This is a genomic window from Amycolatopsis nivea, assembly GCF_004522235.1.
GTDB classification, from domain to species: Bacteria; Actinomycetota; Actinomycetes; order Mycobacteriales; family Pseudonocardiaceae; genus Amycolatopsis; species Amycolatopsis nivea.
In genome coordinates this window covers 14,320-35,420 of record NZ_SDLT01000048.1, presented here as the reverse complement: position 1 = coordinate 35,420, position 21,101 = coordinate 14,320, and the positions used below count along the sequence as shown (strand labels likewise).

The following is a 21,101-nucleotide window of genomic DNA, read 5'->3' as shown; positions in this document are numbered from 1 at the left end:
CCGGGGGAGCGAGGACCCTGGACGGGTGCGGCATCAGACCTCCACGGCGCGGGCGGATCGCTCCACTGTGCGGGACGTCTGGTCGTGGCGGTAGGTCCAGAATCGCGGCATCGGGGGGTGCCAGCCGGGAAAGCCGGGCGGCCCCGTCGAGGGACCGCCCGGCTTTCCCGCACAGACTGAGCAGCTCAGGTCGAGGCGACTCCCGCCTCTCCCCGCGATGAGTCCGTCTCCGTCGCCGCCGCGGGAGCGGCCGGACGGCGCTTCCGGAACTGGTACGCGATCAGGATCAGCGCCAGCGTCACCGCGCTGAGCCAGAACTGCGAGCGGGTCGTCGGCAGGAACGCCATGGCCAGGATGACCGCCGCCATCAAGGCGATCGTGGCGTAGCTCAGCCACGGGAACAGCCACATCTTCAGGCTCAGCGCGCCCGGATCGGTGTTCTGCAGCCGCTTCCGCAGCCGGACCTGGGCCAGTGCGATGGCGAGGTACACGAACAGCGCGACCGCGCCGTAGGAGTTCACCAGGAACTGGAAGATCAGGTTCGGCGAGGTGTACGCGGCGATCACCGACACGTACCCGATGACAGTCCCGGCGATGATGGCCCGGCGGGGGACGCCGCTGCGGGACAGTTTGGTGAACATCTTCGGGGCGTCGCCGTTGCGCGTCAGGGCGAACAGCATCCGCGAGGACGTGTACAGCGCCGAGTTCAGGCAGGACAGCACGGCCGTCAGCACGATGGCGTTCATGATCGTCGCCACGGCGGGGATGCCCAGCACGTCCAGGACCGCCGCGTACGGGCTGACGGCGGTGTCGGGGGCGTTCCAGGCCTTGACCGCGACCACCACGAAGACCGAGCCGACGTAGAACAGGACCACGCGGAACACGATGGAGCGCATGGCCTTGGCGATCGCGCGGCGCGGTTCGGCGGACTCGGCCGCGGCGATGGTGACGATCTCGGCGCCGGTGTAGAAGCCGACGCAGGGGACGACCGCGGCCAGCACCGCGCCGATGCCCATGGGGGCGAAACCGCCGTGGGAGACCAGGTTCCCGACGCCTCCGTGCGAGCCGGGCCAGACGCCGAACAGGTACAGGGCGCCGACCACCAGGAACACGAGGATCGCGATGACCTTGATCGAGGAGAACCAGTACTCGAACTCGCCGTAGGACCGCGCGGAGACCAGGTTGGTGGCGGTGAGCAGCAGGAGCAGGCCGAGGCTCAGCACCCACAGCGGCACGTTCGGCAGCCAGAGCTGCAGGATCCGGCCGCCGGCGACCGCTTCCACGGCCACCACGATCACGAAGAAGTACCAGTACATCCAGCCGACGGTGAAGCCGGCCCGGTTGCCCATCGCCTCCCTGGCGTAGACGTAGAACGAGCCGAGCGCGGGCCGCGCGACGGTCATTTCGGCCAGCATCCGCATGATGAGCACGGTGATCAGCCCGGCGATCAGGAACGAGACCACCGCCGCGGGCCCGGCCGACTGGATGACCACGCCGCTTCCGACGAACAGGCCGGCGCCGATCACGCCGCCGAGTGCGATCAGATTCATGTGGCGTTGCTTCAGGCCCGGTTTGAGACCGCTCTCGGCGGCTGTTTCCGGTGCAGAACCCACGTCTCCTCCTTCCGGCGGCGCCGGGGGACCTCGATGTCCCCGCGCCGGCCGCCGCCGCGATGTCGCTGAGAGCTGCTGTGTGGTTCCCGTCACCGTAGAAAGGAACAGGTCCCTTTGCGAGAGCCAGATACCACCGATGCTCTGGGACCAGAACGAGCCGGCCCCGGACAGCACGACGGGCGCCGGGTGCCCCGTGTCCTACGAGGTACCCAGCGCCCGCCGGCGCTATCCGTCAGGGCTGGATCGCCTTCTCCACGTCGGTGAGCATGCCGTCGACGCCGTGCAGGAGCTCGTCCAGCACGTCCGTGTCGGCCACCAGCGGCGGCGAGATCATGAGCATGGTCGCGCCCCGGTCGTCGCCGCGGAGGATGACCCCGGTGCGGCGGAACGACTCCGGCAGGACCTCCCGCAGGACCTGCAGCGACTCCTGGTCGGTCAGCTCGCGGCCGCCGTCGCGGTCGGCCATCAGCTCGATCGCGTAGAAGAACCCGGTGCCGCGGACGTCCTTGACGCAGCGGTGCGCGTCCTTCAGCGACTCCAGCGCGGCGTGCAGCTTCGGACCCTCGGAGAGGACGTGCTCGGGCACCTTCTCGTCGCGCATCGCGCTGATGTTGGCGACCGCGATGGCCGTCGACACCGGGTGGCCGCCCCACGTCGCGCCGTGGGTGAACACGCCGCCCTTCGGGGAGTCGTACAGCTCGGTGACCAGCTGCTCGCGCACGATCACGCCGCCGAGCGGGGCGTAGCCCGAGGTGGAGCCCTTGGCGAAGGTGATCAGGTCGGGTACGACGCCGGTGAGGCCGTGGCCGAAGAAGTGGCCGAGGCGGCCGAACGAGCAGATGACCTCGTCCGAAACGAGCAGGATGCCGTACTTGTCGCACAGCGCCCGCAGCGCCGGCCAGTAGCCCTCCGGCGGGACCAGCGCGCCCCGGCCGTTCTGGACCGGCTCGGCGAAGACCGCGGCGACCGTCTCCGGGCCTTCCTCGAGGATGACCGCCTCGATCGCGCGGACGCAGTCGAGCTGGTCGGCCGGGCCGCAGTCGCCGGTGAAGCCGAGGGTGTTCGGGACGTGCCGGATGCCCGGCAGCAGCGGGCCGAACGGCTCCTTGATCTTCGGCAGACCGGTGACCGACAGCGCGCCCATGGTCGTTCCGTGGTAGGCCATTTCGCGGCTGATGATCTTCGTCCGCTCCGGGGCGCCCTGGCTGCGGTGGTACTGCCGGACGAACTTCAGCGCGGTCTCGACCGCCTCCGAACCGGAGTTGACGAAGAACGTGGTGCCGAGGTCGCCGGGGGCGAGGTCGGCGATGATCCGGGCGGCCTCGATCGACGGCGGGTGCGCCGAGCCCCAGTTGCTGGCGTAGGCGAGGGTGCCGACCTGGTCGGCCGCGGCCTTGGCGATGTCCGCGCGGCCGTGGCCCATGTTGACGCAGAACAGCCCGGCGAGACCGTCGAGGTGGCGGCGGCCCTCGGTGTCGATCAGATAGCTGCCCTCGCCGCGGACGAACACCGGGAATTCGCTTTGCCAGGTGTCCTTGCGCGTGAAGTGCGGCCCGAGGTGTCGGCGGGCAGTGGCCCGCAGCTCCGTGACGTTCACCTGGCGACCTCCTGTGTGTGCGAGAACGGGAATGTGTCGACGATCGCAATCTTTCTGGTCCACGCCCAGAGCCAGAAAGAGGCGGATCACTGGGGCCAGATCGGGGCCCGGACGCGAAAAACCGGCCGGGCGCGGGGCCCGGCCGGTTCGTCGGCTCGCTAGCGGGGGATTACACGTAGTCCTGGTACTTCTCCAGGAACCGCACCGGCTTCGACAGCGCGTCGCGGCGGAACGGGTCGCCCAGCTCGCGGGTGCACATGATCTCGATGACCGTGGTGCGGCCTTCGTTCATCTGCGCGTCCACGGCCTTCTTCAGCGCCGGGCCGACGTCCTCGAGCTTGTCCACGACGATGCCGTCCGCGCCCATCGCCTGCGCGATCCCGGCGAAGCTCTCGCTTTCCAGTTCTCCGGCGACGAACCGGCGGTCGTAGAAGTCGACCTGGTTCTTCTTCTCCGCGCCCCACTGGCGGTTGTGGAACACCACGGCGGTGACCGGGATGTCGTGCCGCACCGCGGTCATGATCTCGCCCATGCTCATGCCCCACGCGCCGTCGCCGGCGTACGCGATCGCCGGCCGGTCCATCGCGGCGGCCTTGGCCCCGATGATGGTCGGCAGCGCGTAACCGCAGTTGCCGAAGGACATCGGCGCGAAGAACGACCGCGGCTCCTCGAAGCGCAGGTAGCTGTGCGCCACGGAGTTGATGTTGCCGATGTCGGTGGAGACCATCACCCGCGGCGGCATGGCCTTCTCCAGTTCGCGCAGGACCTGGCGCGGGTGCAGCCAGTTGCCCTCCTCCTGCTCCTGCTCGGCGATCATGTCGAGGGAGTAGGGGTCCTTCTCGTGGGTCCACGCGGAGAGCTCTTCCTCCCACGCGTCCTTTTCGGCCTTGGTGCGGTCGGCGCGCTCGCCGCGGGTGGCGTCGCAGGCGAGCGTGCGGTCGGCGAGGCGTTCGGTCAGCGCCGCGGCGGCGGCCTTCGCGTCGCCGCAGATGCCCACGGTGATCTTCTTGACCAGGCCGAGCATCTTGTGGTCCGCGTCGATCTGGATGATCTTCGCGTTCTTCGGCCAGTAGTCCATGCCGTGCTGCGGCAGGGTGCCGAACGGGCCGAGCCGGGTGCCGAGCGCGATCACCACGTCCGCCTGCGAGATGAGCTTCATCGCGGCCTTGGAGCCCTGGTAGCCGAGCGGGCCGCACCACTGCGGGTGGCTGGCCGGGAAGCTGTCGTTGTGCTGGTAGCTGTTGACGACCGGCGCGCCGAGCCGCTCGGCGAGCGCCTTGGCCTCCTCGACGCCGTCGGACATGACGACCCCGCCGCCGGAGATGATCACCGGGAACTCGGCGGTGGCCAGCAGTTCGGCCGCCTGGGCGAGGCTCTTCTCGCCGCCGGGGCCGCGGTCGAGCCGCTGCGGCTCGGGGATCTCGGTCTCGATCTCGCCGTAGAAGAAGTCGCGCGGGATGTTCAGCTGCGTCGGGCCGAGTTCCGCGTGCGCCCGGTCGAAGGCCCGCGCGGTGTACTCGGCCATCCGCTTCGGGTTGTTGACGTGCGCCTGGTACTTGGTGAACTCCTGGAACATCGGCAGCTGGTTGGCCTCCTGGAAGCCGCCGAGCCCGGTGCCCATGGTGCCCGCCTCGGGCGTGATCATCACGACCGGGCTGTGCGCCCAGAACGCCGCCGCGATCGCGGTGACGCAGTTGCTGATGCCGGGGCCGTTCTGCCCGATGACGACGCCGTGGCGCCCGCTGACCCGGGCGTAGCCGTCGGCCATGTGCGCGGCGCCCTGCTCGTGCACGACCGGGACGAGCCGGATGCCTGCCGGCGCGAAGATGTCCATCGCGTCCATGAACGCCGAGCCCATGATGCCGAAGATGTCGGTGACGCCGTTGGCCACCATCGTCTCGACGAAGGCCTCCGACGGGGTCATCTTCGCCGTTCCGCTGACGACGGTGCGGCCGTCGCCCGTCTTCCTCTCCGCCATGGTTGAACTCCTTCGACGCTGAAAGTCTTGGTTTTCGGTACGTGAGGTTCGTAAAAGCTGAACTCGATGGACCATAGGACGCCACGCGCGGGAGGTCAACCGGCAGTTGCTGGAAAACGAGACAGGATGTGCTACTTTTCGGAACGTGAGTGAGTTGCGGAAGACCAGCGCCGTGGAACTCGTGCGCGAGCCGGACGGCGCGGGCCTCGACGGAGACACCCCGACCATGCGGCTGTTCTCGCTGCTCGAGCTGATCGCGGCGAAGGACCAGCTGGTGACGCTGCAGAGCCTGGTCGAGGAGACCGGCCTGCCGAAGCCGACGCTGCACCGGATGCTGCAGCAGCTGGAAGGCGCGGGCCTGCTCGTGCGCCAGGCCGACGGGCGGCATTACGGCACCGGCGACCGGCTGCGCCGCCTCGCGGAGAACCTGCTGCTCAACGCGACGCACCACGGCGCGCGGCGCGCGGTGCTCAACCACCTGGTCGACGAGCTGGGGGAGAGCTGCAACATCACCGCGCTGTCCGGCAGCGAGATCGTCTACCTCGACCGCGTCGAAACGCCCGAGCCCCTGCGGTTCTACCTGCGGCCGGGTTCGCGCGTGCCGATCCACTGCTCGGCCAGCGGCAAGATCATTCTCTCCCAGATGAGCCCGGCGCAGCGGCGCAAGCTGCTCGCGCACGCGCCGCTCAAGCAGTACACCGCCAAGACGGTCACCGACCTCGACGCGCTGGAGGAGGAGTTCGCCCGCATCCGGCGCGACGGGTTCGCCCTCGACGACGAGGAATTCCTGCCCGGGCTCGTGTGCGTGGCGGTGCTGGTCCCCAGCCGCAGCGGGCGGTCCAACCTGGCGGTGGCGGTGCAGGCCCCGGTCATGCGGCTCACCGCCGACAAGGCTTTGCAGGCGCTTCCCGCGTTGCAGCGGGCCGCCGAAGCGATCAAGGAGGTCGAGGCCGAGGGTTCGGCCGACGACGCCGACAGCATCCCGTCCTGACGGAGGTCCCCTGATGAACCCGTTGTGCGGCAACGGTCCCGACGCCCGGATCGCCGTGCGCGACGCGTTCGGCATCGATTCGAGCCTGGTCGTCCCGGCCTTTTCCGAGCCCGGCGAGCACGTGCCCGAAATCGATCCGGCGTACCGGTTCAACCCGGACGTGACGCTCGCGTTGCTGGCCGGGTTCGCGCACAACCGGCGCGTGCTCGTGCAGGGCCTGCACGGCACCGGCAAGTCCACGCACGTCGAACAGGTCGCGGCGCGGCTGAACTGGCCGTGCCTGCGGGTGAACCTCGACGGCCACATCAGCAGGCTCGACCTCGTCGGCAAGGACGCGGTGGTGCTGCGCGACGGCAAGCAGGTCACCGAATTCCGCGAGGGCATCCTGCCGTGGGCGCTGCGGCGGCCGACCGCGCTGATCCTCGACGAGTACGACGCGGGACGGCCGGACGTCATGTTCGTCATCCAGCGGCTGCTCGAACGGGACGGCAAGTTCACCCTGATCGACAGCAACACGGTGCTGCGCCCGCATCCGGGATTCCGGCTGTTCGCCACCGCCAACACCGTGGGGCTGGGCAATCTCAACGGGCTTTACCACGGCGTGCAGCGGCTCAACCACGCGCAGATCGACCGGTGGAACATCGTCGCCGCGCTCGATTACCTGGCGCCGGAAGAGGAAGCGGCGATCGTGCGGGCGCGGGTGCCGCGGACGACCGAGCAGTTCGCCGAAGCGATGGTGGCGGTCGCCGGGCTGACCCGCGAGGGGTTCCGGGCCGGCGACCTGTCCGCGCTGATGTCGCCGCGCACGGTCATCACGTGGGCGGAGAACTGCGAGATCTTCGGCGATCCGGCGCTGGCGTTCCGGTTGACCTTCCTCAACAAATGCGACGAGGCCGAACGCCCGGTCGTCGCCGAGTACTTCCAGCGCTGCTTCGACCTGGAGCTGGCCGCGGCGTGAGCACGCCCGAGACCCGGCGGCGCCAGCAGGTCGAAGAGCTGTCCGCGGCGGCGATCCGGGCGGTCAGCGGGTCGCCGGACGCGCATTTCCGGGGCGGGCGCTTGCATCGCGGCACCCGTCCGGTGCCGATGCCCGCGCCGCATTTGCGCTCCGAAGACGAGGACGTGCAGTCCTTCCGCGGTGCGGCGGACGGGATGGCGCTGCACCTGAGCCGGTCGGATCGGGAGCTGCACAAGCGGTTGCGGCCTGAGGGCGGTGTCGAACGGTTGCTGTTCGAGCTGCTGGAGCAGTTCCGGGTGGAGTCGCTGATTCCGAACGGTTTTCCCGGCGTGACGGCCAATGTGCGGCGGCGGCACGAACGCTGGTCGCTGTCGGCGCACCACAATGGGCTGACCGAGACGGCGCGCGGCGTGTTGATTTACACCGTCGCGCAGGTCGCGCGGGCGCGGATCACCGGCGAGCCGGTCGTGGAAGAAACCGAGGATCTGATCGAGGCGACCCGGGCGGCGATCGCGCCGATGCTCGGTGCGCACTTGGCCGGGCTTCGGCGGAACCGAGCCGATCAGGCGGCGTTCGCCGAGCACGCGCGGGCACTGGCCGAGGCGGTCGCCGGGTTGCTGGAGCCGGAGAAGTCCGAAGACAGCGACGACGAAGAAGACACCGCGGCGTACGCGCTGCTGCTGGATTTCGACGATGAAACCGGCAGCGAGGAAGGCGGCACCGCGGGCCTCGGCGAGCACAAAGGACCGGTAGCGGCCGGGTCGTATCGGGTTTTCACCGCCGCCTACGACCGCGAGGACCGGGCGGGACCGTTGGTGCGGCCGGAATTGCTGCGCGAGTTGCGCGAACGGCTCGACGCCCGGGTGGCGAAACAGGGCGTCAACGTGGCGCGGCTCGCGCGGGAACTCACGGCGGTGCTCGCCGAGCCGGAACGGTCCGGCTGGGACGGTGCGCAGGAGGAAGGCCAGATCGACGGCCGGGCTCTGGCGCGGTTGATCGCGACGCCCGCGGACCATCGGGTGTTCCGGGTCGAGCGGACCGAACCGGTCGCCGACGTGCTGGTCACCTTCCTGATCGACTGCTCGGGTTCGATGAAGGCGCACCGGGAAACCGTCGCGGTGCTGGTCGATCTGTTCGCTCGCGCGCTCGATCTCGCCGGGGCCAGTTGCGAAATCCTGGGCTTCACCACCGGTGCCTGGCACGGCGGCCGGGCGCGGCGGGACTGGATGCGCGCCGGGCGGCCGAAGCACCCTGGGCGGCTCAATGAGCGCCGGCACCTGGTGTTCAAGGACGCGGCGACCCCGTGGCGGCGCGCGCGGCGGGATGTCGCGGCGTTGCTCAAAGCCGATCTGTTCCGCGAAGGCATCGACGGCGAGGCGTTGGCGTGGGCGGCTGAACGGGCCCGGGAGTGCGATGTGCGGCGGCGGCTGGTTTTCGTGCTGTCGGACGGAAGCCCGATGGACGGCGCGACCGCGCTGGCCAACGAGGAGCGGTACCTCGATCGGCATCTGGTGCAGGTGGCGGACGGGCTGGAGCGGAGCGAGACGGAGGTGTACGGCATCGGGGTCGGGCTCGATCTCAGTGCGTACTACCGCCGCAGTGTGGCCCTGGACGCCGCGGAAGGCACGGGATTCCGTGCCTTCCGCGAGATCCTCGATCTGATGGCGCGCCGCTAGCCTGCCGGTTGCGCGACCGGCGAGACCGCGGCGGGTTCGTTGCGCTCCAAGGCGATCGGCGAACGCTTCTTGCCCGGAGCGAGCAGGCTCCAGCCGAACACGATCACCAGGTTGACGCCCATCGACACCAGACCGGTGTTGAGGCCGCCGAGCGTCACGCCGGTGGCGTACAGGACGACCGCGGTCACCACGCCGACCACCATGCCGGTCGCGATCGCGGCCGTGCGCACCCGCCGGGCGAACAGGATCGCCAGCCAGCCCGGCACGACCTGGGCCAGCAGGTTGTAGGTCAGGTTCAGCACGGTGAGCATGAGCGTGGAGGCGGTCAGCGTGAGCACGGCGGCGAGCACCAGGAACACCGCCACCGCCACGACCGTCCAGCGCCGTTGTGCCGCGGGCCGGACGTTCGGGGCCAGGTTGCGGCTGACCATGCCGCCGATCGCCAGCGCCGTCGCGGACAGCACCAGCACGCCGGACAACGCGGCGCCGGCGGCCACGAGACCCAGAACCGGTTCCGGGAGAAGGCCTTTCGCGGTCACCATGAAGACCGTGTTCGGGTTCTTCAGCCCGGGGTGCTGCTTGAGGCCATAGTAGGCGGCGAAGACGAGGAACGGGTAGATGAGCATGTACAGCGGCATCCACACCGTCGAACTCTTCACCGCCCGCTCGGAGCGCGCCGGGAACACGTACGCGCCGCCGAAGCCGAGATAGAAGACCACGCTCTGGAACAGGATCGTGGTCATCGCGAACCACAGGTCCTGTCCGCCCATCGTGGTCTGCGCCCTGGCCAGCGCCTCCGGCCCGGTCACCCCGGAGGTCCCGCCGGCGACCAGCACCGCGGCGAGGCCGACGAGCACCACGCCGAGCAGCATGAACGCGTCCTTGAGAATCGACACGAACGCGGGGGAGCGGATGCCGGACACGGCGATGTAGGCGAACGCGACGATCCCGGCCAGGATGACGCACTGCACGGGCGTCAGTTTCAGCCCGAGGTTGCTCAGCACGACTTGCAGGCCGATGAACTGGTACTGGCCCCACGGCACGAGCGCGATCAGCATCGTCACGCAGGTGATCAGCTCCAGCGTCCGGCTGCCGTAGTGGCGGCCGAAGACGTCCGGGACGGTCATCGCGTCGTGTTTGCGCGCCGCGCGCCAGACCAGCGGGGCGAGGAAGTAGCCCAGCGAATAGGCGAGCAGGATGTAGCCGAGGAACCAGATCCCGTAGCTCGCGCCGTGCGCGTAGATGCCGCTCGGGAAGCCGATCATCGTGCCGATGCTGTACACCTCGCCGACGGCCAGGAAGTACAGCAGCCACGGCGGGAACGAACGGCCGCCGACCAGGAACTCGGAGATCCCGCCGCCGCGCGACGAGCGGCCCGCCCACAGCGCCAGCAGGATCGACAGCCCCATCACGACGGCGACAATGAGAATCAGCATTACCGGTCCTCCTTCGCTGCGGGCGTGTCCGCCGGATAGTGCTTGCGGTCGAAGAACCGCCAGCTGATCCACAGGCACAGCGTGGTCAGCGGGAAGCAGAGGAACATCCAGAAGAACACCAGCGGGAACCCGGCGACAGTCGCGGGCGAACCCGCCACCAGCGGGATTCCGCCGAGGATCGCGACCGCGGGGATGCCGAGCCCGATGCACAGGCTGGGCCAGCTCCGGATCATCGGGCACCCCCGGCCGGGACGGGATCGCGTTGCCAGACCAGCCGTCCGCCGATCACGGTGGCGTCGACGGTCAGGTCCCGGATCCGGTTGGGGTCCACTGTGGTCGGATCCTCGGACAGCACGATCAGGTCGGCGAGCTTGCCGACCTCGAGGCTGCCCTTGCTCTCTTCCTCACCGGCCAGGTACGCGGCGTCGATGGTGTACCCGCGCAGGGCGGCTTCGACGTCGATCGCCTGCTCCGGGCCGAGGAGCTGGCCGCTGCTGGTTTGCCGGGCGACGGCGCACCAGATGCCTTCCAGCGGCGGCACCGGCGTGACCGGGGTGTCGGAATGGAGTCCGAAATGGATTCCGCGGGAGCGGGCCGACGCGAGCGGGCTGATCCGGCGAGCCCGTTCCGGGCCGAGGAAAACGTCCCGGTGCCGGTCGCCCCAGTAGTAGACGTGCTTGATGAAGAACGACGCGGCGATGCCGTTTTCGGCCATCCGGTCGAGCTGGTCCTCGCGGGCGGTCTGGCAGTGTTCGATGCGGTGGCGGCGGCCGGTGCCTTCGGGCGCGCCGAGGCGGGCGTAGCCGTCGATGATGGCGTCGATCGCGGCGTCGCCGTTGCCGTGCACGGCGACCTGCCAGCCGGCGGCGTCGAGGGCGGCGATGCGGCGGGACAGTTCGTCCGGTTCGAGCAGCATCATGCCGTGCTCGTCGGGGTCGCAGGTGTAGCCCTCGGCCAGGCAGCCGGTGCGGCCCTGGATCGAGCCGTCCGCGACGATCTTGATGCCGTTCATGGTGAAGCCGTCCGGATTGGACGGGTCCGGCGATTCCGGGGCGCCTTCGGCGAGGCCGGGCAGGAGGGTGTGGAAGAGGTAGCCGTGGATGCGGGTGCGCAGCTTTCCGGCGCTGGTGAGCATCCGGTACGCGGCGAGTTCCTGTTCGCCGCCGATGAGGCCGATTCCCGTGTCGTGGACCGAAGTCACGCCGTTGCGCAGGTACTCGGCGTCGGCGAGCTGGAGTGCCGCGGCCAGTTCGTCGGGGCCTTGCGACGGCATCGCGGAGTTGACCAGGAACGCCGCGGTCTCGATGAGAAGGCCGGTCGGTTCGCCGCGTTCGTCGCGAGCGATGGCGCCGCCGGGCGGGTCGGGCGTGGCCGCGGTGATGCCGACGGCTCGCAGCGCGGCGGAATTGGCCACGCTGAAGTGTCCGGTCACGTGGGTGAGCAGGACCGGGTTCCGCGGCGAAGCCGGGTCCAGGTCGTGCCGGGTGGGGTGCCGGTTGTCGGCGAGAAGCGTGTCGTCGTAACGGAAACCCTTGATCCATTCGCCGGGGCCGAAGTCGCGGGCCGCCTGCCGGACGCGGTCGGCGATGTCGCTGATCCGGTCGTTGGGCGGGCTTCCGGCGTCGACCGGGGCGGCCAGCGCCATGCCGAAGAACGAGGGATGGTTGTGCGACTCCACGAAACCCGGGACGACGGTGCGCCCGGCCAGGTCGAGCACGGTCGTTTCGGGACCGGCGAGAGCGGCGATCGAACGGTCGTCGCCGATCTCGGCGATCCGGCCGTCGCGGGCGGCGAGCGCGGAGGCCCGCGTCCCGCCTCGGTCCAGGGTCAGCACCGTGCCCCCGAGCACCACCAGGTCGGGGGCCGGACGAGCGGATACCGCGGGTTCGCCCACGATGGGACCTCCTTGTCCACGTGTCCTGCCCCAAGACAGTGCCGGGGGAGCTGGCCCGCGAACAGGTCCAGAAGGCGACGCGCGCGTGGGTCCAGTCAGCTGTCCAGCAGCTCCCGGCACAGGTCGCCGAGCAGCCGGATGCCCGGGTCGATCGCGGACGGCGGGGTGGCGGAGAAGCCGATGCGGAAGTGGTTGCGCGGCGGGTCGTCGCCGAGGAAGAAGATGTCGCCCGGTTCGATGAGGATGCCCAGCTCCTCCGCGCGCTCCACCAGTACCCGGCAGTCCAGTTCGGACGGGCCGGTCATCCACAGGCTGACGCCGCCGGGCGGGTACGGGCCCTGCGCCCACGGCAGGTATTCGGCGACCGCGGCGGTGGTGGCGGTCCATTTGCGCATCAACTTCGTGCGGTAGCGGCGCAGCGAGCGGTGGTACTCGCCGCTTTCGATGAGCAGCGCCAGCGCCCGTTGCAGCTGGCCCGGCGGGTGGCGCAGGACGTACCGGCGGGCCTCGCGCAGCGCGCGCACCAGCTCGCGCGGCCCGACCAGGTAGCCGAGGCGCAGGCCGGGGGAGAGGAACTTGGAGAAGGTGCCGAGGTAGACGGCGTCGCCGGTGTTGTCGAGCGCCTTCAACGCCGGGGTCGGGCTGCCCTGGTAGCGGAATTCGCTGTCGTAGTCGTCTTCGACCACCACGGTGCCGGACGCGGCGGCCTGGGCGAGCAGCTGGCGGCGGCGGCCGATGCTGAGGGTCGCGTTGGTCGGGTGCTGGTGGCTCGGGGTGAGGTAGAGGAGGTCGACCCCGTCGAGCGATTCGGGCGGTTGCAGGCCGCGCGAATCGACGTCGATCCCGGTCACGCGGGCGCCGGTGCGGAGGAAGATGTGCCGGGCGTCGAGGTAGCCGGGGTTTTCGATGGCGACGACCTGGTCCGGGCCGAGCAGCACGCGGCCGAGCAGGTCGAGGCCCTGCTGCGAGCCGACGGTGATCAGCACCTCGTCCGGGTCCGCCTCGATGCCGCGGGTGGTGAGCAGCTGGCGGCAGACCATCTCGACCAGCATCGGGTCATCGGAGCCGACGCTGTCCTGCAGGCTGTGGAAGACGTGCGGGCGGTAGAGGGCGTCGCGGAGGCAGCGCGTCCACGACCGGGCCGGGAACGCGGTGATGTCGACCTGCCCGGCGAGGAACGGGTACGGATAGCTCGCCCAGTCGGTGCGTTTCTCGATGTGCGCGACGCCGGCGTCCGGGAACCGGCGCACCCGGGCCGCCCAGTCGATCCTCGATTCGGTGTCCCGTTCCTCCACCGCGCAGTGCGGGCGCATCTCGGTGTTGACGAACAGCCCGCTGCGCTCGCGGCTTTCCACGTAGCCCTCGGCGACCAGCTCCTGGTAGGCGAGGTTGATCGTGTTGCGGGAAACGCCCAGCTCGACGGCCAGTTCCCGCGAGCTGGGCAGCCGGCGGGCCGGGTCGAACGTGCCGATGGCGATGCCGTGCTCGATCGCCCGCCGGACCTGGCGGTACAGCGGTTCGTCCGACGAGCGGTCGATCTCGATCAGCGTGCGTGGCACGTGCGTTCTCCCAAGTGGCCGGCGTGCAGCGGGGTGGGCTGAAACGTAACTCGCAGTGGCCGGTTTTCCCACCCCGCCGCGCTGCGCCGGGCAGGCTCAGGCCAGCGCGTCGGCGACGTCGGTGAACGGCAGGCCGTGCGCCACGGCGACCGGCTCGTAGGTCAGCGCCCCGGCCACGGTGTTCACACCGCCGCGGAGTTCGGGCGTGTCCTGGACCGCGGTGCGGAGGCCCTTGTTCGCGATTTCGAGCGCGTAGGGGAGCGTGACGTTGGTGAGCGCGTGCGTGGAGGTGTGCGGGACCGCGCCCGGCATGTTGGCCACGCAGTAGAACACCGATTCGTGCACCCGGAAGGTCGGGTCGGCGTGCGTCGTCGGACGCGAGTCCTCGAAGCAGCCGCCCTGGTCGATCGAGATGTCCACGAGCACGCTGCCCGGCTTCATCCGCGAGACCGTCTCGTTGGACACGAGGCTCGGGGCCTTCGCGCCGGGGACGAGCACCGCGCCGATCACCAGGTCGGCCTCGAGTACCGCCTGCTCGATCGCGTACGAGTTCGCCGCGGCGGTGCGGATGCGGCCCTGGTACATCCGGTCGGCGGCGCGCAGCTTGTCGACGTTCTTGTCGAACAGCACCACGTCGCCCCAGGTCCCGGCCGCGACGGCGACCGCGTTCATCCCGGCGACGCCCGCGCCCAGCACGACCACGCGGGCCGGCGGCACCCCCGAGACGCCGCCGATCAGCACGCCGCGCCCGCCGTTGACGCGCATCAGCGTCTGCGCGCCGACCTGCGGGGCCAGCCGTCCGGCCACCTCGCTCATCGGGAACAGCAGCGGGAGGGAGCCGTTGGGCAGCTGGACCGTTTCGTAGGCCACCGAGGTGGTGCCCGCGTCGAGCAGGGCCTTGGTGCAGGGCTCGCTCGCGGCGAGGTGCAGGTAGGTGAACAGCAGCTGGTCCGAACGCAGCCGGTGGTACTCCTCGGCGACCGGTTCCTTGACCTTCAGCACCAGGTCCGCGGTGCCCCACACGTCGTCCGCCTGGTCGAGCAGCTTCGCGCCGGCGGCCGTGTAGTCCTCGTCGCGGATCGACGAGCCTTCGCCCGCGCCGCGTTCCACGAAGACCTCGTGGCCGGCCGAGGTGAACTCGTGTACTCCGGCCGGCGTCGCCGCCACCCGGTATTCGTGGTTCTTGACCTCGCGAGGCACACCGATCTTCATCGCCTGCTCCCATCTGCCGTGTCTGGTGCGGTCGAGAGTGCGGGACGACTGGCCACGGCGAAAGTGCCAGAAACCGCTCGGTCGACGGGTCCAGACGACGGACCTTCTGGACCTGTCAACGGGCACTGTTCTGGCTCTGTCGCTTGGGGCCAGGGGTCGGGATCCTGCTCGGGGAGCACTGCCGTCCGCGAGGGAGTTTGCGAGATGACCATGGCCCCTCTGGCCGAGACCTGGCGGGACCGCGTCGGCGGCGCCCGCCCGCGGATCGCGCTCGCCGACGGCGCCGACCCGCGCGCCGTCACCGCGGCCGCGCACCTCGCCGAGCGCGGCGAGATCGAACCGGTGCTGGTCGGACCCGCGGACGAGATCGCCGCAGCCGCGGCAGAGCTTGGGTTTTCGGTGCCACCATTCCTGGACACAGCGGAACTGGCCGCCGACGACGCCGTCCTCGCGCGGCTGGCTACCGCGTTCCCCGACCGGGTGGAGACAGTCCGCACCGATCCGGTCGCCCTTTCCGCCGCGCTACTCGCACTCGGCCGGGTGGACGCTTGCCTGGCAGGCGCGACCCGGCCCACCTCTGATGTCCTCCGGGCCGGCCTGCGGATCGTCGGCCTCGCTCCCGGCGTCCGGACTCTCAGCAGCTGCTTCCTGATGCTGTTGCAGGACGGCCGATCGCTCACTTTCGCCGACTGCGCCGTGGTTCCCGAGCCGGACGCGGAGGCACTGGCGGACATCGCCGTCGGTGCGGCTTCCACGCACCGGGCGCTGACCGGAACCGAGCCCGTCGTGGCGATGCTTTCCTTCAGCACCCAAGGCAGTGCCAAGCATTCCGCCGTGGACAAGGTCCGGCAGGCGACTTCGCTGGTGCGGGAACGACTGCCCGGCGTGGCGGTGGACGGCGAACTGCAATTCGACGCCGCAGTCGTGGACGCGGTAGGGGTGGCGAAAGCGCCGCGGTCGACCGTCGCCGGGAGGGCGAATGTACTGGTGTTCCCCAACCTTGACGCGGGGAACATCGCTTACAAGATCGCCGAACGGCTGGGCGGAGCGACCGCGCTGGGACCGATCCTGCAAGGCGTCGCGGCCCCGCTGCACGACCTGTCGCGCGGCTGCAGCGCGGCCGACATCGAGACGATGGCCCTGATCAGCGCAGTGCACGCGGTGACCGGCCGGGAAGTGGAGGGGGTCCGATGACGCGAGCGGTGGAACTGGTCGTGCTGGACATGGCAGGCACGACAGTCCGCGACGACGGCGCGGTCGAGGCAGCGTTCTCGGCGGCCCTGGAGGCAGTCGGGGTGCCCGCGGACTCGCCGGAGCGCGAAGACGTGGACGCCTACGTCCGCGACACCATGGGACAGTCGAAAATCGAGGTCTTCCGGGCGCTCTTCCCCGCGGACGGGGTGGCGGAGAAGGCGAATCAGGTTTTCGAGACTGCTTTTGCTTCGCAGGCTATCGAGGTTGCCGCGCCGCTTCCGGGTGCGGAGGAAGCGATCGACAAGTTGCGCGCGCAGGGCCGCCGGGTGTGCCTGAGCACGGGCTTCTCGGCAGCGACCCGCGATGCACTGCTGGAGCGGCTCGGGTGGACGGACTTGGCGGACCTGGTGGTGTGCCCAGCAGATGCGGGCGGGCGAGGCAGGCCGTTCCCGGACATGGTGCTGACTGCGGTGCTGCGCTTGGGAATCACCGACGTACGCGCGGTCGCGGTCGCGGGGGACACCGGCTTCGACATGCTGACCGGCCGACGAGCGGGTGCGTCGGTGGCGGCCGGGGTGTTGACGGGGGCGCACGACGAGGCGACGTTGCGGGCACACGGGGCGACACATGTGCTGGGGTCGGTGGCTGAGTTGCCTGCGGTGCTTGAACTCTAGCGAGGCGTCGCCGCTCAGGCGGGCGGCGCGACCGCAGTAGCGATCAACGCCCGCGCAGCGATCTCGATCCGTTCTTCGTCCCCGGTCACGATGCGGTCCAGGCACAGCCCTCGCAAGCCCGAGATCAGCAGGCTCGCCCGGGCTGCCGCGTCGGGTTCCGCGTAGCCGAGTTTTCGGTACACCGGCACCAGCGGGTCCACCATCGCGGTGATCGCTTCTCTCGCGACGGTCAGGTAGCGCTCCGGTTGGGTCGGTGCCAGCGCGAGGACCTGGAAGAGGATGTGGATCGGCCGTTGCTGGCGGCCCCGGGTGATCGCGTGCCACAGGGCGTGTGCCGCGGCGGCGAGGGATTCCTCGTCGTGTACGGAGCGGAAGAGTTCGGTGACGTCCGGGCGGCTCGCGGCGATCGCTTCGGTGATCAGGTTTTCCCTGCTGCCGAAGTAGTACAGCAGCATCCGCTTGCTCGTCCCCAGCGCTTCGCCCATCGGCGCGAGCGACAGGTCCGCCAGGCCGTGCGTCGCCAGGTAACCCACGGCCTGCTCGAGCAGTTCGGCGCGACGGCCGGTTCCGGAATCCACCCCTTGACTGTACCGATCGGTACGCCGTACCGTCCATTCGTGTACCGATCGGTACATGGGTGAGGAGGGCTGATGGCGGGCAAAGCACTCTCGGTGGCGATCGTCGGCGGCGGGATCGGCGGGCTGACGCTCGCGCTCGCGTTGCGGCAGCGCGGGATCGGGGCCGAGGTCTACGAACGGTCGGCCGAACTGCGCGAGGTCGGGGCGGCGGTGGCGCTGGCCGCCAACGGGTCCCGGATCCTCGGGCGGCTGGGGTTGCGGGACGAGCTGGCCGCGTGTTCCGCGGTGCCGACGGAGCTGGTCTACCGGCATTGGCGGAGCGGGCAGCGGGTGATGGCGTATCCGGTCGGGGACAGCTACGAGGAACGGTTCGCCGGACCCTATTTCGGGGTGCACCGGGCGGACTTGCAGCGGATCCTGGCGGGCGCGTGCGGGAAGGTCCATCTTGGACGCCAGGTGACCGGCGTCGGTGCGGACGGATCGCGGTACCGGCTCGAATTCGCCGACGGGACAAGCGAAACCGCCGATGTCGTGGTGGGCGCGGACGGGGTGCACTCGACGGTGCGCGAGTGGGTGGACGACGCGCCGTTCGCCCGGTACTCGGGTTCGAGCGGTTTTCGCGGGCTGGTGCCGGTGGAGCGGCTGCCGTCGTTGCCGGACGCGGGGGCGATCCAGTTCTGGATGGGGCCGGGCGGGCATCTGCTGCACTACGCGATCGGCGACGGGTCGGTGGTGAATTTCCTTGCGGTGCTGGACGAACCGGACGTGTGGCCGGGGGAGTCGTGGACCGAGGACATTCCGCGGGAGCGCATCGAGGCGGCCTTCGAGGGCTGGCATCCCGCGGTGCGCGAGATGGTCGGCGCGACGACGCTGTATCAGCGGTGGGGGTTGTTCGGCCAGCATCCGCTCAACCGCTGGCACCGCGGCGGCGTGGTCCTCCTCGGCGACGCGGCGCACGCGATGCTGCCGCACCACGGGCAGGGCGCGAACCAGACGATCGAGGACGCGGTGACGCTCGCCGAATGCCTGGCACGGGACTCACGCGACGCGGCACTCGCCCGGTACGAGAAGCTGCGGCGGCCGCGGACCCGGGCGGTGCAGCGGAGCTCGTGGGTGGCGAATGCCTTGCTGCACCTGCCGGACGGTCCGGCGGCGGAGGCTCGGGACGCCGCATTGGGGCGGATCGGGGAGACGGTGGAGTGGATCCACGCGCACGACGCGCTGGCTGCGGCGGGGCGCGGCTAAGCGGCTCCGCGAATTCCGGGGTTGGGCGGGCCGCTGCTCCGGCGGGCGGGCGCATTCATGCGGTCCCTTCGCAAGGGGCTAGGCGGCTCCCCGGATTCCGAACCGGCCGGGGGGCTAAGCGGCTCCCTTTTCCGCCAGCGCCTTGAACTCCGCGCTCGTCAGCACGTCCGCAGTGGACTGGGCGAGAACAACCAGCGTCGCCGCGTGCACTTCCGCGGCGGACATCGGGCCGTGGCCCAGGTCGGGGTGGTCGTAGGTGGCGCACGCGTCGGACAGCACTCCGGTGCGGAAGTCGCGGAACATCGCGTCGCGGATGGTGGCGTGGACGCAGTCCTCGGTGGTCACTCCGGTGGCGATCAGGGTGTCCACGCCGCGTCCGCGCAGCTGCATTTCGAAATCCGTGCCGTAGAAGGCGCTGTAACGGTGCTTGGGGATCAGCGGTTCGTCCGGGCGGCGGTCAACTTCGGAGTACAGCGCGGCGCCAGGCGTGCCCTCGATGAGCGCGGTGCCGGCGGCGATCGGCGGGTACAGGTCGGCGAACCGGCCCATGTCGGTGCCGTCGGGGCGGGACGGAGCGCATTACCAAGCCACACCCGTCACCGCGGCGGCTTGACAACTTCATTGAGAAGCTCCTTCCGCGGAGGTCCATGAAGTATCACGGGTTGTCGTCGGTCGTCAAGAAAGCGACAGAGCGCGTCAGGCGTCTTCGATCTGCGCGGCGACGGTGTGCAGGGACTCGATCAGCGCCTGGGTGGCCGGGTTCAGCCGCCGGCCGGCGGCGAGGGTCAGGCCGACGCTGTGGCCGATGTTCTCCAGCGGCGTCGGCAGCGTGACCAGCCGCGGGTCGTCCATGCCGAGCAGGCCGGGGAGCGCGGCGACCATGGCGGTTTCGGTGAGCAGCTGCCGCACAGTCAGGAACGACGTCGCTTCGACGCGGTTGGCGGGCAGGTCCAGGCCGTGCTGGGCGAAGAGGCTTTCCAGCTCCTGGCGCAGCATCGTCTCGGTGCCGGGCACGATCCACGGGAACTCCGCCAGATCCTCCAGCGAGACGCTCCCGCGCGCGGCGAGCGGGTGGTGCGCCCCGGCGACGACGCGGATCGACTCCTGGTACAGCGCCCGCCGCCGGGTGTCTTCGGTGCCGGGGCCGCTCAGCCTGCCGACGATGACGTCCACCCGGCCCGCGGTCAGCTCCACCAGCAGCGATTCCGGCGTTCCCTCCCGGACGACGACCGTGACCAGCGGATGGTCTTCCTTGAGATGCGCGATGGCCCGCGGCAGCAACAGGTTCGAACCCGCGAGGTGGATGCCCGCGACGACCCGGCCGCGGGTCGCGTCGGCGATCTCCACCACGTGCCGCGCCGCGTGGGTGAGCTGGGCGAGCACGGCGCGCGCGTGTTCGGTGAACGCGGTCCCGAACTCGGTCGGGGTGATCCCGCGCGGCCCGCGTTCGTAGAGCGGCACGCCGAGGATCGCTTCGAGATCGTGCAGGCCGCGCGTGACGACCGGCTGCGTGACGTGCAGCGCGGCCGCCGCGCCGACGACGCTGCCCTGCTCGGTGAGGGTGTCCACCAGCACGAGGTGCCTGAGCTTGAGGCGGCCGTCGAGCAGGCGGGGCATCTCCATTCCGGCGACATTACTGTCCGGCTCGGCTTCCGGCGTCACGAGAGGGCGAGCCGGATCAAGGCCTGGCTGAGCTCCGAGCCGGGGTCGGCCAGGTCGAGGAAGACGTCGAAGTGGTTCCGGCCGGGCACGACGGTCAATGAACCGGCGGCAGGCCAGTGTGCGTGGAAAGCCTTGCTCTGCCGGTGGAATCCCGCGGCTTCGTGTTCCGCGACCGCCACGTGGAGCGGCACGGTGCCTGGCGGCGCGAGGATCGGGCTGAGCGCCTCTGCGCGGGTCGGGTCGAGGGACAGCCACGCGTTGGCGAACGAGTCGACCAGCGGGCGGAGGTCGAAGAGCCCGCTGATCGCCATCGTGCCTTTGACGACGTCCTCCGGCAGCCCGGCGGCGCGCTGCCATCCGGCGACGGCGGTCATCGCTGCCAGATGCCCGCCGGCCGAGCTGCCCACGACGTGGATGCGGTCCGGGTCGAGGCCGTGCTCAGCGCCGTGGTGGTGCACCCACGCGACCGCGGCGCGGACCTGGCGCACGATCTCCTCCAGCGGCGCCGCAGGAGCGAGCGTGTAGTCCGGCACGACGGTGGCGATTCCGGCGTCAGCCAGCATTCGCGCCGGGAACGCGGTGTCGTGGCGCGAGAGCATCCGCCAGTAGCCGCCGTGGATGGCGAGGACGACGGGGCGCAGCTGTCCGGAGGAGATGCCCCAGACGTCGAGCCGTTCGTCGCTGAGCGGGTCGAAAGCCAGGTCGCGAACGCCTGCCAGACCGGCGGTCGCGGATTCGGAGGCGGAGCGGTAGCGGGCCATCACGGCGTCGAACTCGGCCTCGGTCACCGTGCCCTGCGCGCTGTAGTCCCGATCGACGTTCGGATGGTTCACG

Annotated in this window: 18 protein-coding genes; 6 read left to right on the top strand and 12 right to left on the bottom strand. The window is 70.3% G+C overall.

Annotated elements, in window-relative coordinates:
- Positions 1 to 185 precede the first annotated feature (185 nt).
- From EIZ44_RS38355 to xsc, 3 genes are all read right to left on the bottom strand, one after another.
- Positions 186 to 1,550 carry an amino acid permease gene (locus EIZ44_RS38355; protein WP_051729058.1) on the bottom strand — a complete coding sequence of 455 codons (1,365 nt, stop codon included), beginning with the start codon at positions 1,548 to 1,550 and terminating at the stop codon, positions 186 to 188.
- A gap of 295 nt (positions 1,551 to 1,845) precedes the next feature.
- The gene (locus tag EIZ44_RS38350) at positions 1,846 to 3,210 is read right to left on the bottom strand and encodes an aspartate aminotransferase family protein (RefSeq protein WP_037814387.1); all 1,365 of its coding nucleotides are present in this window, start codon (positions 3,208 to 3,210) and stop codon (positions 1,846 to 1,848) included.
- A 169-nt stretch (positions 3,211 to 3,379) separates the two neighbouring features.
- Positions 3,380 to 5,188 carry a sulfoacetaldehyde acetyltransferase gene (gene xsc / locus EIZ44_RS38345; protein WP_037814386.1) on the bottom strand — a complete coding sequence of 603 codons (1,809 nt, stop codon included), beginning with the start codon at positions 5,186 to 5,188 and terminating at the stop codon, positions 3,380 to 3,382.
- 145 nt (positions 5,189 to 5,333) lie between these two features.
- Here xsc and EIZ44_RS38340 point away from each other — a divergent pair, with 145 nt between their 5' ends.
- The 3 genes from EIZ44_RS38340 to EIZ44_RS38330 are packed head-to-tail and all read left to right on the top strand — an operon-like array spanning position 5,334 to position 8,813.
- Entirely contained in the window at positions 5,334 to 6,179 is an 846-nt protein-coding gene (locus EIZ44_RS38340) for an IclR family transcriptional regulator (RefSeq protein WP_037814385.1), read from the top strand.
- Between the two features lie 13 nt (positions 6,180 to 6,192).
- Complete coding sequence (locus EIZ44_RS38335) at positions 6,193 to 7,137, top strand: AAA family ATPase (RefSeq protein ID WP_037814384.1); 945 nt, start codon at positions 6,193 to 6,195, stop codon at positions 7,135 to 7,137.
- Positions 7,134 to 8,813 carry a cobaltochelatase CobT-related protein gene (locus tag EIZ44_RS38330; RefSeq protein WP_240691531.1) on the top strand — a complete coding sequence of 560 codons (1,680 nt, stop codon included), beginning with the start codon at positions 7,134 to 7,136 and terminating at the stop codon, positions 8,811 to 8,813. Before EIZ44_RS38335 ends, EIZ44_RS38330 begins: the two co-directional genes overlap by 4 nt.
- Here the strand turns inward: EIZ44_RS38330 and EIZ44_RS38325 are convergent.
- From EIZ44_RS38325 to ald, 5 genes are all read right to left on the bottom strand, one after another.
- The gene (locus tag EIZ44_RS38325) at positions 8,810 to 10,249 is read right to left on the bottom strand and encodes a sodium:solute symporter family protein (RefSeq protein WP_134733948.1); all 1,440 of its coding nucleotides are present in this window, start codon (positions 10,247 to 10,249) and stop codon (positions 8,810 to 8,812) included. The two genes, EIZ44_RS38330 and EIZ44_RS38325, sit on opposite strands and share 4 nt — an antisense overlap.
- Positions 10,249 to 10,482, bottom strand: a complete 234-nt coding sequence (locus EIZ44_RS38320; RefSeq protein ID WP_043838108.1) for a DUF3311 domain-containing protein — start codon at positions 10,480 to 10,482, stop codon at positions 10,249 to 10,251. The genes EIZ44_RS38325 and EIZ44_RS38320 overlap by 1 nt, the downstream gene beginning before the upstream one ends.
- Positions 10,479 to 12,143: an amidohydrolase gene (locus EIZ44_RS38315; RefSeq protein WP_134733947.1), complete on the bottom strand. Its 1,665-nt coding sequence runs from the start codon at positions 12,141 to 12,143 to the stop codon at positions 10,479 to 10,481. The genes EIZ44_RS38320 and EIZ44_RS38315 overlap by 4 nt, the downstream gene beginning before the upstream one ends.
- A 95-nt stretch (positions 12,144 to 12,238) precedes the next feature.
- On the bottom strand, positions 12,239 to 13,702 hold the full coding sequence (pdxR, locus tag EIZ44_RS38310) for a MocR-like pyridoxine biosynthesis transcription factor PdxR (RefSeq protein WP_134666222.1): 1,464 nt from the start codon (positions 13,700 to 13,702) through the stop codon (positions 12,239 to 12,241).
- 96 nt (positions 13,703 to 13,798) lie between these two features.
- Complete coding sequence (gene ald, locus EIZ44_RS38305) at positions 13,799 to 14,914, bottom strand: alanine dehydrogenase (RefSeq protein WP_037814379.1); 1,116 nt, start codon at positions 14,912 to 14,914, stop codon at positions 13,799 to 13,801.
- Positions 14,915 to 15,118: 204 nt separating this feature from the next.
- Between ald and EIZ44_RS38300 the strand changes: the two genes are divergently transcribed.
- Both EIZ44_RS38300 and EIZ44_RS38295 read left to right on the top strand, forming a co-directional pair.
- Complete coding sequence (locus EIZ44_RS38300; protein ID WP_134733946.1) at positions 15,119 to 16,108, top strand: phosphotransacetylase; 990 nt, start codon at positions 15,119 to 15,121, stop codon at positions 16,106 to 16,108.
- Positions 16,105 to 16,782, top strand: coding sequence for a phosphonatase-like hydrolase (locus EIZ44_RS38295; RefSeq protein ID WP_037814377.1), 678 nt, complete (start codon positions 16,105 to 16,107; stop codon positions 16,780 to 16,782). The genes EIZ44_RS38300 and EIZ44_RS38295 overlap by 4 nt, the downstream gene beginning before the upstream one ends.
- A gap of 14 nt (positions 16,783 to 16,796) precedes the next feature.
- On the opposite strand, the gene EIZ44_RS38290 is transcribed toward EIZ44_RS38295, so the two are convergent.
- Positions 16,797 to 17,360, bottom strand: a complete 564-nt coding sequence (locus tag EIZ44_RS38290; RefSeq protein WP_037814375.1) for a TetR family transcriptional regulator — start codon at positions 17,358 to 17,360, stop codon at positions 16,797 to 16,799.
- Positions 17,361 to 17,432: 72 nt separating this feature from the next.
- On the opposite strand from EIZ44_RS38290, the gene EIZ44_RS38285 reads away from it, so the two are divergent.
- Positions 17,433 to 18,605 carry an FAD-dependent monooxygenase gene (locus EIZ44_RS38285; RefSeq protein WP_134733945.1) on the top strand — a complete coding sequence of 391 codons (1,173 nt, stop codon included), beginning with the start codon at positions 17,433 to 17,435 and terminating at the stop codon, positions 18,603 to 18,605.
- 114 nt (positions 18,606 to 18,719) lie between these two features.
- Here EIZ44_RS38285 and EIZ44_RS38280 read toward each other — a convergent pair whose 3' ends face one another.
- The 3 genes from EIZ44_RS38280 to EIZ44_RS38270 all read right to left on the bottom strand — a co-directional run bounded on the left by EIZ44_RS38280 (position 18,720) and on the right by EIZ44_RS38270 (position 21,100).
- On the bottom strand, positions 18,720 to 19,154 hold the full coding sequence (locus EIZ44_RS38280) for a cysteine hydrolase family protein (RefSeq protein WP_240691530.1): 435 nt from the start codon (positions 19,152 to 19,154) through the stop codon (positions 18,720 to 18,722).
- A 147-nt stretch (positions 19,155 to 19,301) separates the two neighbouring features.
- On the bottom strand, positions 19,302 to 20,228 hold the full coding sequence (locus tag EIZ44_RS38275) for a LysR substrate-binding domain-containing protein (RefSeq protein WP_043838096.1): 927 nt from the start codon (positions 20,226 to 20,228) through the stop codon (positions 19,302 to 19,304).
- Positions 20,229 to 20,263: 35 nt separating this feature from the next.
- Positions 20,264 to 21,100 carry an alpha/beta hydrolase gene (locus EIZ44_RS38270; protein ID WP_134733944.1) on the bottom strand — a complete coding sequence of 279 codons (837 nt, stop codon included), beginning with the start codon at positions 21,098 to 21,100 and terminating at the stop codon, positions 20,264 to 20,266.
- Between the last annotated feature and the right edge of the window lies 1 nt (position 21,101).